Below are 16,041 nucleotides of genomic sequence, written 5' to 3'. Positions count from 1 at the left end.
TTTGCTCTATAAAAAACCCCATCTTCATTCTCATAAATCATTCCTGATTGCTATACAAAGATAGCTGATTTCCTAAAAATGCTCTCTTTCATACCATATTTAATAGTTAAATGGAGCGATCGCCGACAGAGAAATTACTCTCAACATAAGGAGAATCGCTTTCATCGTAAATTTCTCCCACTAATTCTTCTAAAATGTCCTCTAAGGTTAATAAACCCACTGTTCCCCCGTACTCATCAACAACAATGGCGATGTGAAATCTTTGTTGTAGCATCTCTTTTAATAAACTAGAAGCTTGCTTTGTTTCGGGAATATAAATGGGATTATCCATTGCTTCTGTTACTTTGACTTTAGAATGCATTTCTTTGGGAAAAGATTGTAAAGTTTGTAAAGCTTTTTTCAGATTAACAATACCAACAATATAGTCCTTAGATTCTCCTTGTACGGGAATTCGAGAATAGCCTGTTTCTAGGGAGAGATTAATTAATTGTTGTAAACTTGATTCGTGGGAAATGGTAATCATGTCTAAGCGAGACTTAACCATATCTTTGGCCATTAATTCGTCTAGCTTCAAGGCTTTATTTAAAAGTTTATGTTTATATAGATCAAGTTTTCCTTTACCTCCCAAAATTTCGATCATTAATTGTAAGTCGGTTAAGGATTCTCCTGGTTGGAGGTTTTTGTCCGATCTCCCTTGAAATAGCTGAATGGTTTTCTGGGTAATTCTCTCAAAAACTTGGACAACTTTTACTAAAGATAACAGTTTCGAGAGCCAAAAAATTGGACGAATGCACCAACGAAAAAAGGCACGGGTATTAAGAATAGCTAAGGATTTTGGCGTAATTTCCCCAAAAATCAAAACAACAATGGTAACAACGGCCGTAGCAACCCCTAAACCAGCACTCCCCAACCACATGGCAAACAAGTTACTGGTTAGAATAGCTGAAAAATTATTAACTAAGTTATTACCAATTAATAAGCTAGTAATGAAACGGCGGCGATTTTCTAAGACTAAACGGTAGACTCCCGATGGATCTCCCTCTGTGTCGATGAGTCCTCGTAATTTGAAATTATCAAAAGCGGTAATGGCTGTTTCTGAACCAGAAAAGAAGGCAGATAGCAGTAGCATCAAAATAATTACTGCTAAGTCAAGCCAAACCTGGCCCAGTAAAGGACTTGGTTTGGCAATAGTTAGGAAATTAGCATTCAAACTCAACAAAATTGTACTACTAGTAAGAAATTGTCAAGAAAAATTAACCAACGGTATAGGCTGTTTTTAGGGCCCAGATAATTAGGGTCGTAATGGCACCGAGAACCAAAAAGGCTGAAATCGCTACTAAAACAGGCTTATCAGCCCCTTCAAACTTCATAATGCCACGATTTAAGTCCGACATAGGGTTCGATCCTTATTTGAGGTATAACAAAGGCTCGATCAGCCTCTTTCCCTATCTAGGTTAACGAACATTGCGCCTCCATGAGTCAAAGGAATTGTAACGAAATTCTAATGTTCCCAAAAATCAGTAGGTCACAAAGATCCTAGTTGGGATTGCATGGGAGCAGGGAGCAGGGAGCAGGGAGCAGGGGAGATTCTTAAAAGTCAAATTATGATAAAGGATGCTTGCGATCTACTGAAAATTCTCTGGATGAACCTTTCCAATATTGTCATCGTCTAAATAAATAAGCTAATATACAAATAAGTTAAAGTCATACTGACTTCACTCTGTAACCTTACTTTCTGGTTTTTATGTATTAACCCACAGAATTACTAAGAACAGTAAGGATAGCAACAGACTTTATAAGCAGGTTTCAAGGAGTCATATAGTACCAATGCCCACTGCTAACGTTAACACCAAAACCAAACAGCCTATGTACTCAGCAGATATGGTGCGAACCTATCTGCACGAAATCGGGCGGGTACCTCTATTAACCCATGAACAAGAAATTATTTATGGGAAACAAGTCCAAAGAATGATGAACTTCTTGGAGAAAAAAGAGGAACTAGCTCAGACTATGGGAAGACCCCCCAGTGTACAGGAATGGGTTCAACAGCTAAACATCGAAGAAACAGCCCTCGAAAAAGCCTTAGAACAGGGAGAACGGGCTAAAAGGAAAATGATTGAAGCCAATTTGCGCTTAGTGGTTGCCATCGCTAAGAAATATCAAAAGCGCAATATGGAATTCCTCGATCTCATCCAAGAAGGAAGCCTTGGACTAGAAAGAGGTGTAGAGAAGTTTGACCCCACCAAAGGCTATAAATTTTCTACTTATGCTTACTGGTGGATTCGCCAAGCTATCACAAGGGCGATCGCTCAACAAGCTCGTACCATCCGTTTACCCATTCATATCACCGAAAAACTCAACAAAATCAAAAAAACCCAGAGGGAACTCTCTCAAACTCTAGGGAGAAGTGCTACCCCTGCTGAAATTGCTCAAAAATTAGAAATTGAACCCTCGCAGATCCGTGAATTTCTGAGTATTGCGCGTCAACCCATTTCTTTAGATGTGAGAGTGGGAGATAACCAAGATACGGAACTTTCAGAATTGCTAGAAGATCAAGGGGCTTCTCCTGACATTTACATTACTCAAGAATTATTGCGTCAGGATCTGAGTAATTTAATGGCTGAGTTGACTCCTCAGCAAAGAACCGTTCTAACTCTACGTTTTGGCTTAGAAGATGGCAAAGAACTATCCTTAGCCAAAATCGGTAAAAAACTTAACATTAGTCGCGAGCGAGTTCGTCAGTTAGAACATCAGGCTCTAGCCCAACTGCGAAGAAGACGAGCCAATGTTCAAGAATATTTAGCCGCTAGCTAAGCAAAAAATACCTAGGATAAGCACAATAGAAAAGCTTATCCTTTTCTGTATATTTGTTTTTACATTCGACTAGAAGCCATAGTAATTAGCCCTTGTTGACCCACTAAAACTTCTCTAAGTAAACTGCAAATACCAACCCAAATAATGGGACTGATATCAACCCCACCCAGAGGGGGAACAAAACGGCGAACAGGAATTAATAAAGGTTCAGTAGGTATGGCGATTAAATTCCAAGGAAGACGATTTAATTCAACTTGAGGATACCAAGTTAAAACAATACGAAAAATAAATAGGAAAGTCATTAAACCCAAAAATAATCCTAAACCCAAATTAGCTACATTTACTAGATCCATAATTTTACCCGAATTAACACAGAAATAAAAAAAGCCACTCTCTTTACAAGACTGGGATTAACTTCGACTCAATTGGTTAACACCAATGGTGTTTTTGCTTTTTACACCCCATGCAAGATGTGTGTTAGGATGCACCTGCACTTAAAACAACTTTAACACTCAATCTAAAATTATAAGAAAAATTGAATAACAATGAGTACCTAAATAAAGCAAGAGTCCATTGAACATTTGGGTAATAAATGTTGCCAAAGCATGCTTTATCGTTGCCACATTGCCTAAAATCTCCACTGTTTCTGGAAACAGCCCTTCTCGTTATCGTCCGTGTCTCCTTGCCTTTTAAGGTAAAATGGGGTAGAAGAGTCACGGCTACTAAAAATCCTCACTTTCCGCTTCTAATTCTGCTCCTCTGACTTCACTTTGCATATCAAACTATGACTAATTTGCCTCAAACTACGCAACGTCGGCTTCAAAGAATCCCTCAAATTTCCAGCGTCTGGGAAGGCGATCGCCGTTGCGTTGCTGGTCTTAGGGGTAGAATTTCCAGCAACTCCCCACAAGAAGATTGCATTATCTGGGTTGATGGTTCCCAGGGAGTCGTTAGGGCTATGGATGTAGCATCCCCCGAAGTAGGACCAGAAGCAGTAGTCAGAACCCTCCTAAGAGCCATAGAATCCCCCCACACTCCAGCACAACCGGCCCGACCGCAGAAAATTGTGGTGCGCAACCGAGAATTACAATTTTTTCTCCGAGGTGCTTTACAAAGTCTAGACATCGTTGTTGATTATGCTCCAGATTTACCCCTAATCGATCAACTGTTTCGCAGTTTTGAAGTGGTTGAAGATACTCGTCCTCCAGCCCTCCCCAATCAGTACGAATCTCTGCTGTTAGAAACTGCTCACAATGTGGCTAAAGCCGCTCCTTGGGAAATATTGGCCGATCACGACGTTATATCCGTTGAATTTAATCTTTGGGGGGTAGACACCATCTATTTTTGCGTCATGGGAATGGCTGAAGAGGAATACGGTCTTATTCTCTATCGCTCCCTAGAATCTCTTAAGCAGTTTCGTCAAGCTGCTCTCGAAGAAAAATCCACTCACGAACTCGAACAAGCTTTTTTATCTCAAGATTGTTGGTTTTTAAATTTTGAGTTTTCCGACGATTTAGAAGAAGAATTTGCTGAATATGAAAATGACTTTTCAGAAGAAACCCCTTACGGACAGTTAAGCTTACCTCGATACGGTAGTATTCATCCTTACGAGGGGATTCGTTCTTTTTTAGATGAAGAAGAAGCTAAAATTGTCTACTACGCGATCCAAGCCTTCTTACGGTTCTTTGAAGGCAACCAGTTATCTTTAGGTGAGGAAATCGTTGATAAAATCGAGAAACATCATCGCTTTACCAACACCACAGAAGATGGTCAAAGCGAAACCATTAAACTGAAGGTTTCTACCCTTCCCGAACTCGTAGCAGAATTATTAGAAGGCTTAGAAGAAGAAGAGGAAGAAAATAGGCTCAAATTTCCTCTAATTGACGATCTCATTCCAGACAATTCTTTTCTAAGTTTAGGCATGATTCCTTGGAACACTTTAGAAGAATTACAACACAGCCCAAAAACCTATTATCCGTCCCAACAAGCAACTCCAAAAGGAGAAGGAATGCCAGTGGTTGTGGTACAAACTTCTCGCCCCAAAGCTAAACACTTAATAGAAACCCTCCAACAAGCCGGTGACGTTCAAGGGGTTTGTTTCAATCCAGGAGAAGATCCCTGGGAAGAATTGATGTACGATTTGGGCATATTACAAACACGCAATAACTCTTTGTTCATTTTCGGAGAATTTATGCAAGATGATCCCGAACATCAACAAGCTCGACGAAAGTGGGAAAAACGGTGTCAGCAAACAGGAGGATATTGCGCCTTAGTAATAGCAATGGGGGTAACTGGGAGTTCTCGTGGTAATCCTAGTTTAAAAGATATGTTAGCTGTTTTTGAAGCCCAATACCTTGAGCCAAAGGCTTTGGCTATGGGTATCTTGCAACTAGTGCCTGAGTCTGAATTCGATTAACAGACTTTCATCTAAGTTAAGGTGGGAGTTGTGGCCTATTTCCCTGTTTGAAGAGATTTTTGCGGAAATTATTAGGAGAAGAATAGGTTTTGACTGAAATTATGAATTATTTATCCAACCTTCAAGAAGCTGTTACTTGGCTCTTTAAAAAAATAGAGAAAAAACCCCCTTCTGATCAGTTGGTGATTTCCTTAATAGCTGCTGAAAAATCCAGTCGTAAAATTAAACCTTCTTATACCCCCGAGCAACTGAAAGGAACTTGGCGACTGTGTTTCATTACCGGGACGAAACAGGCCCAAAATAAGGCTGGAGTTGTCTTACGTTCGGGACGTTATTTACCCCGTTGGGCTACCATTGAACTAACTTATCATCCAGACACCCAATCCAATCCAGGAAAACTAGAAAACTCCATTAGGTTGGGTGCATTAAATCTGACATTAACAGGTCCGGCTAAGTTTTTATCGACAAAAAATATTCTAGCTTTTGATTTTACCGGCTTATCCCTTGTTCTCGGCAATGTCAATTTATATGAGGGCAAAATTCGTGGTGGAAAAAACAGCGAAGAAAAATTTTATGGGGAAGAGTTAAAAAAACAAGCTTTTTTTACTTACTTTTTAATAGAAGATAATTTAATCGCAGCACGAGGAAAAGGAGGTGGTTTAGCACTTTGGGGACGATATAGTTAATTCAAATAAGAATGAGATAATTAGAGATATAAAATCCATCAAAAAAACTGTAGATCAACAGAAGTTGATTTACAGTTTCCTAAAAAAGTGGGGTAGAACTATTAGCTAAGAGCTTTCTAGTTTTTATCCTTTTTATCTTGATCCTGTTTAGACTCAACAGACCAAGGGGGATCAGCTTCCGTGTAGGCGCGAGCAATATTATCATCTAGAATCATATTCTCGTCGACCTCATCAAGAGTTGTCCCTATTAAGCGATTAGAAGGCTTTTTGTTACCGTTGCTTTTTTCCTGTTCACCTTGTCCATAACGATTATTGAGACTGTCTTCCCCGTGATCTAGGGTTCCCATAACCATCTCTTCGTGAGCATTAAAACCTGTTCCAGCAGGAATTAAACGACCAATGATTACGTTTTCCTTTAACCCCCGTAACCAGTCCGACTTACCCTCAATGGCAGCTTCGGTTAGAACGCGGGTTGTCTCCTGGAAGGAAGCGGCACTAATGAAGCTATCCGTATTCAAGGAAGCTTTGGTTATACCAAGTAAAACAGGGGTATATCGGGCCGGTGCGCCCCCAGTAATAGCCATAGCCTCATTCACCTGTTCAATTTGCCGTAATTCCACTAATTCTCCCGGCAACATGGTGGTGTCTCCCCCATCATCCACCCGAACTTTAGCTGTCATCTGACGGACGATTACTTCGATGTGTTTATCAGAAATATCGATCCCTTGGGACTGATAAACGGTTTGTACTTGATCTACCAGGAATTTTTGAGCCGCTTGTAAACCCACTAAAGCAGCTTCATAGACCCCTTTCTTATCCACATAGTAGTCAAAAAACACCTCTAATAACTCGTGGGGGTTAGCAGGACCATCGGTTAAATGTTCTCCTACATTCACTTGTTGATTATCAGAAACAATGGCATTCTGGTTGAGTAAAATGGGGTATTCGCTCACCGTACCGTCATCTTCGATCACTTTGACATCAACGCTTTCATCTTCTAGGTACTCCACCTGACAAACCCCAGGTTTGCGGGCAAGAACACAAGCTTCTTTGGGCTTACGGGCTTCTAATAATTCCTCAATTCTCGGTAAACCTTGGATGATGTCCCCTGTTTTTGCCCGTTCGTACACCAATAACACCAGGTTATCCCCCCGTTGTACCAAATCGCCATCGGCAATGTGTAAAATGGCTCCAGGGGATACCCGATAGGGTCGAGCTAGACGTAATTTTATCTCGTAGCTGTCATTTACCTTGTCAATAGCAACAACCAAGCCGGACTCAGTAGCTATGACCTCGGGTGCTAATTCAGTACCAGCAACAATCAAATCCCCTTTGCTCACCGTTGGTTTTGGTGTCATGGTCAGAACTTCCAGGTCTTCATCCCGCACAACTAGGATTCGGCGAACCGCCTCAGAACCGCTTTTGATGCCTCTAATTTGTCCCTGTTCTTTACATTGAATTTCGGTTTTAGCTACTACTGCCCCTGGAGAAATTTGGTCCCCATCCTCCACCAAAACACTGGTGTCAATGATGCCACCATAGGGGTCAGTATCCAGATCACGACGTAAAATTAGAGACTCTAGAATAACCAACTGTAGTCGTTGACAATCTTCCTCATCGTCGTTCTTTAGTTCAATATCTGCCGCAAGATTAGCTGCGGTTTGTTCGTTTCCTGTGTCAATTTCTAGAACTAATTGGGTACTTAATAGGTGAATACCATCTACAGATTTTACCCGTTCCCCATCTTTGTAGAAGAGGCGTTGGATAGAGCGCAACTCGATGTGTCTTTCCACTTCTTCTTCGTTGATAGAGCCTTGGGAGGGGGCTGCTGGTTCGTTGCTGACGGGGTATTCTTGGACGGGACGCAATAATAGCCCCATGCCTTCGGTACTCTCGATCCATTCTATTTGACGCAATTCTGTGGTCACGACACCGGGTAAGATTTCTGTACCTGGGGGAACCAAATCTTCATTTTTAAAAGGAACTTCCTCGGGATCTACATCTAGGTGAAATTCTCCCGGTTTAATAATAATTTCCCGCAGGATGTCGTTTTTCTGCACCACCTCGATCGCTCCCGAAGTTTGGCAGAAGATATCTTTAACCACTTCGGTTCCTGCTTCGACGTATTGTCCGTCTTCGGCCACCAATAAAGAGATATCTTTGTTGACTTCGTGGGTTTCTTCGGGAACCCAGAGTAAGGTGCCTCCTTGTACCACTTCGTAACCAGTTTTACGGCTACCCTTGGCTACTTCGATGTCACTACTGTATCGCAGGATGCCTCCTGTGGTGGTTTGGTAGCGATCGTCGATCAATTCGGCAATAATGGCGTGGTTTTGGACTTTAGTGTCGGGGGTTGCTTTTAGTAAGAACCTTTGACCGTCGGCAGTATCAATGACGTATTGTTCGTGACCCCCTGTGCTTTCTTTGCGAACCTCGGCTTGATCCAATAACACAGAAGCAGTGATAATATCGATTTCTCGGCTTTGGGGTTGATAACGAACTACCCCTCCATTTACCGAAACTAATTTAGTTTCCGCCAAAACCGTCTCTTTTGTGACCTCTTCTTCATTGGCTACCACCGGTTCTGCCCCTGGTGGTAAGTTATACACTTCCCCTGATAGTACCCAAACCAGTCCTCCCCTTTGGGCGATGTGGGTGGTATTCCCCTGGCGATCGGTTTTTTCTTCGGCGATCAGGTTGGCGAAAAAGACTTCCCCTGCTAAATCGGTAGATACGTCCTTTGTTGCCCGTTCTGTGGAACGAGTTGACTTAGCGGCGGTTACCTCTGCCAACATCTGGTCTTTTTCCACTTTGTCTCCATCCGCAGCAAACAGCACAGATCCAGGGGTAACCGAGTAGGTCGTTTTCTTGCCGCTACTAGTGGGAGTCCAGACCAAATCTCCGGCCAGTTCCACCTGGAAGGCATCTTCTCCATGACGAGTTCTCACTTTACGGGTGCTAAGACCTTTACCCCATTTAACGGTTCCTTTATCGGGGGCTTTGATTTGTTCAGCCACTTCTCCGGTGAATACCCCTCCGGTGTGGAACGTCCTCATGGTTAACTGGGTTCCGGGTTCCCCGATAGATTGGGCTGCAATAATACCAACCGCTTCTCCCAGGTCTACTGGTCGCCCTGTGGCTAAACTCCAACCGTAACAGAAACGACATACTGATCGGGTGGCTTCACAAGTGAGGGGCGATCGCACCACTACTGATTCTACGCTCTCCCCAATTTTAGCGGCTAAGGCCGCGTCTATGTATTGGTTGCGAGAGGCGATGGTCTCATCCCCTACTTTCACCTCTTCCGCTAGAACCCTTCCTAAAAGGCGATCGCCCAGAGCTATTTTGACCCGTTCACCGTCTTTCATCGCGGTTACTTTCAGTCCACGACGGGTTCCACAATCGATTTCTCGGACAATTACGTCTTGAGAAACGTCCACTAACCGTCGTGTTAAATACCCTGAGTCAGCAGTCCTTAAAGCAGTATCTACCAGTCCTTTACGGGCTCCGTAGGAAGAGATAACGTACTCTGTTACCGTTAATCCTTCGCGGAAGTTCGTTTTAATAGGTTGGTCAATAATCTGTCCTTGGGGATCTGCCATCAGGCCCCGCATTCCTACTAACTGGCGTACTTGGCTCATGTTACCCCTCGCCCCAGAAAACGCCATCATATAGACGGAGTTTAGGGGATCGGTTTGGCGAAAGTTCCGTACAACTTCGTCTTTTAATTCTTCTGAGGTACTATTCCAGGTATCGATTACTTTTTGGAAACGTTCTACCTCGGTAATTTCTCCGCGAGCGTATCTGGCTTCTGTGCTGTTGATTTCTTTTTCGGCACTATCTAGCATCCCCCTTTTTGTGGGGGGAACTGTTAAGTCGTCGATACTAATAGATACACCTGCTTTTGTGGCGTAACGAAATCCTAAATCTTTTAAGTTATCGGCTACTTGGGAGCTGCGTGCTGCACCGTAGTTACGATAGGCCCAAGCCACTAATTTCTTTAAACGGCCTTTGTCAACAATTTGGTTATAGAATGTCATCAGAAAATATGAGGGTGGTTGATAGTTGATATTCGATAATTAATAGTTAATAACTTTCACTATTAACTATTAATTATTCACTGTTAACTTTTAACTGTTTATGCTTCTTCTTCTTCGAGTTCCTCGTTGGTTAACGATTCGTAGGTGGGACGATTTGGCGCACGACGTTGACTATCAATCATCAGATCAACTTCTGCATCTCTGCTGGTTCCGTCGTCGGCGGTTTCTACTTTATGAACAGCGATATCGAGTCCTAAAGACTGTAATTCTCGCATTAACACTTTGAAGGATTCGGGTGTTCCTGGACGGGGAATGGGTTTACCCTTGACTATGGCGTTGAGGGCCTCGTTACGCCCTTGCATATCGTCGGATTTAACCGTTAACAGTTCTTGTAGGGTGTAAGCCGCTCCGTAAGCTTCTAATGCCCATACTTCCATCTCTCCGAACCGTTGTCCCCCTTGTTGAGCTTTACCACCGAGAGGTTGCTGCGTAACCAAGGAATAGGGGCCTGTAGAACGGGCGTGAATTTTGTCATCCACCAGGTGAACCAGTTTCAACATATAGGCTTGGCCGACGGTAACGGGGCGATCAAATTTTTCTCCTGTGCGTCCGTCGTAAACGTGGATTTTCCCCGGGTGATCGGTGTTATATACCCAATTCTTACGAGGTTTTTTGGTTGCTTTTTCTAACAACCCGTGAACGGTTTTTCGCGATGATTCTTCCCCGTACATTTCGTCGAAGGGGGTAATCTTAAACCGTACCCCTAAGTTTTCCCCTGCCCAACCGAGGAGACACTCAAACACCTGTCCCACGTTCATCCGTGAGGGTACACCTAAAGGGTTTAAAACGATGTCCATAGGGCGGCCATCGGGCAAGTAGGGCATATCTTCGATGGGTAAGATACGGGAGATAATCCCCTTATTACCGTGCCGTCCCGCCATTTTATCCCCAACTTGGATTTTACGTTTTTGGGCCACATAAACCCGTACCACCATATTGGCTCCTGGGGGTAATTCGTCTCCTTGTTCACGGGTAAACACTCGCACGTCTACCACTCGCCCTTTTTCTCCGTTGGGAACTCTCAAGGAGTTGTCCCGTACATCCCTGGCTTTTTCGCCGAAGATTGCCCGTAAAAGCTTTTCTTCTGGGGGTTGATCCGATTCTCCTTTCGGGGTCACTTTACCCACCAGAATGTCCCCTGCCTCTACCCAAGCTCCAATACGGATAATTCCTTGTTCGTCCAAGTTTCTCAGGGAATCTTCACCCACGTTAGGAATCTCTCGGGTAATTTCTTCGGGGCCTAGTTTGGTTTGACGGGCTTCAATTTCAAATTTTTCGACGTGAATACTAGTGTAAACGTCGTCGTACACCAATCTTTCGCTGATCAGGATTGCGTCTTCGTAGTTATAACCTTCCCAGGGCATATAAGCAACTAGGATGTTTTGTCCTAAAGCTAGTTCTCCCCCTTCGGTGGCTGAACCGTCGGCTAATACTTGCCCAGGTACCACGTCCTCTCCCACATAAACCAAGGGTCGTTGATTTAAACAGGTATCTTGGTTAGACCGTTGGTACTTTTGTAGAATATACTGGGTTTCCTGCCCAACTTTTTCGTGACCCTCCGGACCTGTTACCCTGACGCGAATTTCGTTGGCATCAGCATAGGTAACGATACCTTCTGTTCTCGATACGATCACCATTCCCGAGTCTCTGGCTGCTTGAGCTTCTAAACCGGTTCCCACTAGGGGCCGTTCTGGACGCAACAGGGGAACTGCTTGCCGTTGCATGTTTGACCCCATCAAGGCACGGTTAGCGTCGTCGTGTTCTAGGAAGGGGATCATCGAGGTTGCCACAGAAATAATCTGTACGGGGGAAACCGCTACGTAATCCACTTGGTCGGGGGTGGTAATGAAGAATTCTTGCCGATAACGGGTGGGAACGGCGTTGCCGAGAATATTTCCCTCTTCGTCGGTTCCAATGTCTCCCGGGGCAACCCGTAAGTCGTCTTCTTCGTCTGCTGTGAGGTAAACTGGGTCTATATCCCGTCTCACCCGACCATCTTCTACACGATAGTAAGGGGTTTCAATAAATCCGTACAGATTGACCCGCGCATAGGTTGCTAAAGAACCGATCAAACCAGCGTTGGGACCTTCTGGAGTTTCTACGGGACAGATACGTCCATGATGGGAGGGGTGAATGTCTCTTACAGCAAAACCTGCTCTTTCTCTGGTGAGTCCCCCGGGTCCCAGGGCGGAAATACGCCGTTTGTGGGTTAATTCTGCTAGGGGGTTGGTTTGATCCATAAATTGGGACAGTTGAGATGACCCAAAAAACTCTTTAATCGCGGCTACTAAGGGTTTGGGGTTAACCAAAGAGGCAGGGGTGAGGCTATCTGACTCACTAACGGTCATTCTTTCACGAATAATCCGTTCTAGGCGGTTTAATCCTACTCTGACTTGGTTTTGTAGCAGTTCTCCTACTGATCTCACCCGGCGGTTCCCTAAGTGATCGATATCATCGACGCTACCGATATCAAACTCTAGGTTAATCAAATAATCGATTGCTGATAATATGTCTTCTGAGCGCAATACCCGCATGGTATAGGGTGCGTTCAATCTCAGTTTTTTGTTTAGTTTATACCTTCCTACTCTTCCTAAGTCGTACCGCTTACTATCAAAAAAGCGAGACTCTAATAGTTGTTGTCCACCGCTTACTGTGGGGGGTTCTCCTGGTCTTAGTTTGCGATATAACTCTAATAGGGCATCTTCTTCTGAAGGGTTGCCTTCTTTGTCTAGAGTACGTTGATAAAATTCGGGGTGACGCAGAGAGTCTAAGATCTCGTTGTCACTGAGTCCGATGGCTTTGAGGAGAACCTGGGCGGATAATTTGCGAGTTTTATCGATTCTAACCCAGACTAGGCCATTTTTATCTGTTTCAAACTTTAACCAAGCTCCTCGGTTCGGTATCAAGGAAGCAGAGTAAGTTCTACGTCCGTTTTTGTCGGTTTCTGCCTTATAATAAACCCCGGGGGAGCGAACTATCTGATTGACAATTACCCGTTCTGCACCGTTAATGATAAAGGTACCTCTGTCGGTCATTAGGGGTAAGTCCCCAATAAAGACTTCTTGCTCTTTTATTTCCCCTGTTTCTTTGTTAATCAAGCGAGTGGGAACGTACATTTGCACAGAATAGCTGGCATCCCGTCGCTTTGCTTCGTCAACGTCGTATTTTGGCTCTTTGAGTTTATAATTTTCCCCTAAGAAGTGTAGTTCTAATTTTCCTGTGTAGTCCGTAATGGGGGAAAAGCTGTTAAGTTCTTCTATTAGTCCTTCTTCGAGGAACCAACGAAAACTGGAATGTTGAATTTCGATGAGATCCGGTAGCAGGTTATAGTTATAAATTAGATTGGTAGTCATGGGTTACTCAATTGACCGTTGTTATAGGGTATCCTTATTAGGAATTGAGGGATAGGTTAAATAGCTTACAGGCGTTATGGGTAGTTTGTTGGGCTATGGTTTCTAGGGGAACGTCCCGTAATGTTGCTAAAAACTCGGCTACGTGGCGAACGTTAGCTGGTTCGTTTCGTTTTCCCCTTTTGGGTACGGGGGCTAAAAAAGGGCAGTCAGTTTCGATTAAGAGGCGATCTTCAGGTACTATTTTGGCGCTTTCTTGGATTGTTTGGGCTTTTTTAAAGGTGACAACTCCACTAAAACTGATGTAGAAACCTAAATCTAGGAACCATTGTGTTTCTTCTGGTGTTCCACTCCAACAGTGCATTACCCCTCTTACTTGACCTGTTTGTTCCCAAAATAATTCTAGAACATCTTTCAGTTTTTGGGCGGCATCTCGACAATGAATAATGACTGGTTTTTGCAGTTGGTGGGCAATTTTTAGTTGCGCTTCTAAAACTTCTTGCTGTTGCTCATGGTTACTGGCTTTGTAAAAGTCTAACCCCATTTCTCCAATGGCAACCACTCGATGATCAGATTGAGCGTGGTTTAGTACGTCTTCCCCCATACTACTTGTCCATTTCTCTGCATCTAAGGGGTGTAAACCCACTGCAAACGATAGATTCCCAAAACGATCTGCTAAGGTTTTGATGCTTTGGAACTCGCTAGGCTCGACACAGGAATGGACTAAATGAGCAACTTCTGCTTTTTGCCAACGATTTTTGATGTCTTCGAGATCGGACTCAAACACATCAAAGTTAATATGTACATGGGTATCTATCAGTTGCATCGAACTCCTCTAATTTGGCCATATCCTAGTAATAACAGTAACTAATGGTAAATACTATTGTTTCCTATTGTCCATTAGTTAGTTTTGTTCTACGGTTTTGAGAAGTTTGACAGTGGAACTAATATTTCCTAGCCACAACTTCAAAAACGACCTATTTACTGAGGGTTGACCAAGCTAAGAAGCTGGTGCAACTTTTTGTAGTGCTTTGGCTAAGCGAGCTTTCTTCCTAGCTCCGTTATTACGATGTAAAACACTGCGTTTTACTGCTTTGTCTATTTTGCTGTAAGCGGCTGACATACTTTGATCCACCACTGTCTTATTTTCTTCGGTGGGGGATGCGGCGTACTGTTCTACCGCTTGAAAGTATTTTTTCATTAATGTTCTTACCGCCGATTTGTAGCTTTTATTACGAAGTCGGTTACGTTCGGCTACTTTAATGCGTTTTAGTGCAGACTTTGAATTGGCCACAGTCTCTAATCCAGGAGGGGTTTGCTGATTACAATAATAATTGTTTCTATCGGATTTAATATCATAGCAGTCTTCTGAGTAGTTTGGCAACTATTGGGAGGGTTGGCGTTTTCTGTTACGGGGAGTGATGCTCATAGCAGTTTTCAATGGGTGTATCAAAATCTCGGTTTAGTGAGGGTGGGGAGTGTACTTCGACTTCGCTCAGTAACAGTGAGGGTGGGGAGTGTACTTCGACTTCGCTCAGTAACAGGGAGGGGTGGGAAGTGTGGGGACTATTTTTCTTTGAGTTTGTAGTCTATGCATAAGAAAATTGCTATAAATCGGCTTTATACTGATATCTTGCAGCAGTTAGCAGTTAGCAGTTAGCACTCAGCATTCGTTTAATCTTACTCACAGTAGATGATTAGGGATTCATATTTTTCAGCATCGAAAATCGCTTTAAAACCCCCAAGTCTAATTTTAATGGGGAAACTATGGAGAACTAAAATCTATAATTCCCTCTGTTAAATTTCTTATTTCCTCAATTTTCGCTTCATTTGCTTCTTGATCAAGGGGAAACCATTGCCTATTATCCGAGTTCCATTCTGATTTTGTATAGACTGCTTGCTCCCAGTTTCTTGCTGATTTTAAACTTTTAACATTTACTCTTCTAGTTTGATAGAGGTAGGCTCCTTGGAGATCTGCTCCTTGGAGACCTGCTCCTTGGAGATCTGCTCCTGAGAGGTCGGCTCCTTGGAGGCAGGCTCCTGAGAGGTAGGCTCCTGAGAGGTAGGCTCTAACGAGGTAGGCTCTAACGAGGTCGGCTCTAATGAGGTCGGCTCCTTCAAGATTGGCTAGTTCGAGATTGGCTCCTGAGAGGTTGGCATCTTGCAGGTTAGCATCTTGGAGGTTGGCTACTTCGAGATTGGCATCTTGGAGGTTGGCTACTTGGAGAGATGCTCCTCGGAGTATGGCTCCTCGGAGTATGGCTCGTTGGAGCTTAGCTTCTTGAAGGTTGGCATCTTGCAGGTTGGCTCCTCGGAGCTTGGCTTCTTGGAGTATGGCTCGTTGGAGTATGGCTCGTTGGAGCTTGGCTCCTTCCAGGTTGGCATCTTGCAGGTTAGCATCTTGGAGGTTGGCTAGTTGGAGATTTGCTCCTTTGAGGAAGGCTCCTTCGAGATTAGCACAGGAGAGGGAGGCTCCTTCGAGGTTGGCTTGATCAAAATATCTAAAATTTAAAATAGAGTTGCTTAACAATAAATAATTCAAACAGTCAAACGTAACGGGATTTTCCAACCCTGTCCTTTGGTATCTTCTCAAAAAGCCAGGGGTCACTCGCTGCGAAAACTTAGCCTGCATTATTCATGAAAGAATTGAGAAAAAGCCTGAAAGCCTTATGCCA

Annotated in this window: 11 protein-coding genes; 3 read left to right on the top strand and 8 right to left on the bottom strand. The window is 43.6% G+C overall.

The window, feature by feature from the left end; translation table 11 throughout:
* Window positions 1-106: 106 nt before the first annotated feature.
* Together P9B04_RS01365 and P9B04_RS01360 are read right to left on the bottom strand one after the other, a co-directional pair.
* Complete coding sequence (locus tag P9B04_RS01365; protein ID WP_342053204.1) at window positions 107-1,129, bottom strand: hemolysin family protein; 1,023 nt, start codon at window positions 1,127-1,129, stop codon at window positions 107-109.
* A gap of 124 nt (window positions 1,130-1,253) precedes the next feature.
* Window positions 1,254-1,394 (bottom strand): hypothetical protein, encoded by a 141-nt coding sequence (locus tag P9B04_RS01360; protein WP_342053203.1) that lies wholly within the window; start codon window positions 1,392-1,394, stop codon window positions 1,254-1,256.
* A 433-nt stretch (window positions 1,395-1,827) separates the two neighbouring features.
* Here P9B04_RS01360 and P9B04_RS01355 point away from each other — a divergent pair, with 433 nt between their 5' ends.
* Window positions 1,828-2,814, top strand: coding sequence for an RNA polymerase sigma factor, RpoD/SigA family (locus P9B04_RS01355; protein ID WP_342053202.1), 987 nt, complete (start codon window positions 1,828-1,830; stop codon window positions 2,812-2,814).
* A gap of 59 nt (window positions 2,815-2,873) precedes the next feature.
* Here the strand turns inward: P9B04_RS01355 and P9B04_RS01350 are convergent, their stop codons facing one another.
* A complete protein-coding gene (locus P9B04_RS01350) occupies window positions 2,874-3,167 on the bottom strand; it encodes a YggT family protein (RefSeq protein ID WP_342053201.1) in 294 nt (97 codons plus the stop codon).
* Between the two features lie 431 nt (window positions 3,168-3,598).
* Here P9B04_RS01350 and P9B04_RS01345 point away from each other — a divergent pair, with 431 nt between their 5' ends.
* The gene (locus tag P9B04_RS01345) at window positions 3,599-5,230 is read left to right on the top strand and encodes a DUF6930 domain-containing protein (RefSeq protein ID WP_342053200.1); all 1,632 of its coding nucleotides are present in this window, start codon (window positions 3,599-3,601) and stop codon (window positions 5,228-5,230) included.
* Between the two features lie 101 nt (window positions 5,231-5,331).
* Window positions 5,332-5,916 carry a hypothetical protein gene (locus tag P9B04_RS01340; RefSeq protein WP_342053199.1) on the top strand — a complete coding sequence of 195 codons (585 nt, stop codon included), beginning with the start codon at window positions 5,332-5,334 and terminating at the stop codon, window positions 5,914-5,916.
* 116 nt (window positions 5,917-6,032) lie between these two features.
* On the opposite strand, the gene P9B04_RS01335 is transcribed toward P9B04_RS01340, so the two are convergent.
* The 5 genes from P9B04_RS01335 to P9B04_RS01315 form a co-directional block, all read right to left on the bottom strand.
* Window positions 6,033-9,956: a DNA-directed RNA polymerase subunit beta' gene (locus P9B04_RS01335; protein WP_342053198.1), complete on the bottom strand. Its 3,924-nt coding sequence runs from the start codon at window positions 9,954-9,956 to the stop codon at window positions 6,033-6,035.
* A gap of 98 nt (window positions 9,957-10,054) precedes the next feature.
* Window positions 10,055-13,369: a DNA-directed RNA polymerase subunit beta gene (gene rpoB / locus P9B04_RS01330; RefSeq protein WP_342053197.1), complete on the bottom strand. Its 3,315-nt coding sequence runs from the start codon at window positions 13,367-13,369 to the stop codon at window positions 10,055-10,057.
* Between the two features lie 37 nt (window positions 13,370-13,406).
* A complete protein-coding gene (locus tag P9B04_RS01325; RefSeq protein ID WP_342053196.1) occupies window positions 13,407-14,192 on the bottom strand; it encodes a TatD family hydrolase in 786 nt (261 codons plus the stop codon).
* 174 nt (window positions 14,193-14,366) lie between these two features.
* Window positions 14,367-14,660 (bottom strand): 30S ribosomal protein S20, encoded by a 294-nt coding sequence (gene rpsT / locus P9B04_RS01320; protein ID WP_342053195.1) that lies wholly within the window; start codon window positions 14,658-14,660, stop codon window positions 14,367-14,369.
* Between the two features lie 471 nt (window positions 14,661-15,131).
* Window positions 15,132-15,974: a pentapeptide repeat-containing protein gene (locus P9B04_RS01315; RefSeq protein ID WP_342053194.1), complete on the bottom strand. Its 843-nt coding sequence runs from the start codon at window positions 15,972-15,974 to the stop codon at window positions 15,132-15,134.
* Window positions 15,975-16,041: the final 67 nt, after the last annotated feature.

This window comes from Crocosphaera sp. Alani8, assembly GCF_038442745.1.
GTDB lineage: Bacteria > Cyanobacteriota > Cyanobacteriia > Cyanobacteriales > Microcystaceae > Crocosphaera.
The sequence above is the reverse complement of the archived record's forward strand: the minus strand, read 5'-3'. Positions and strand labels throughout refer to the sequence as shown.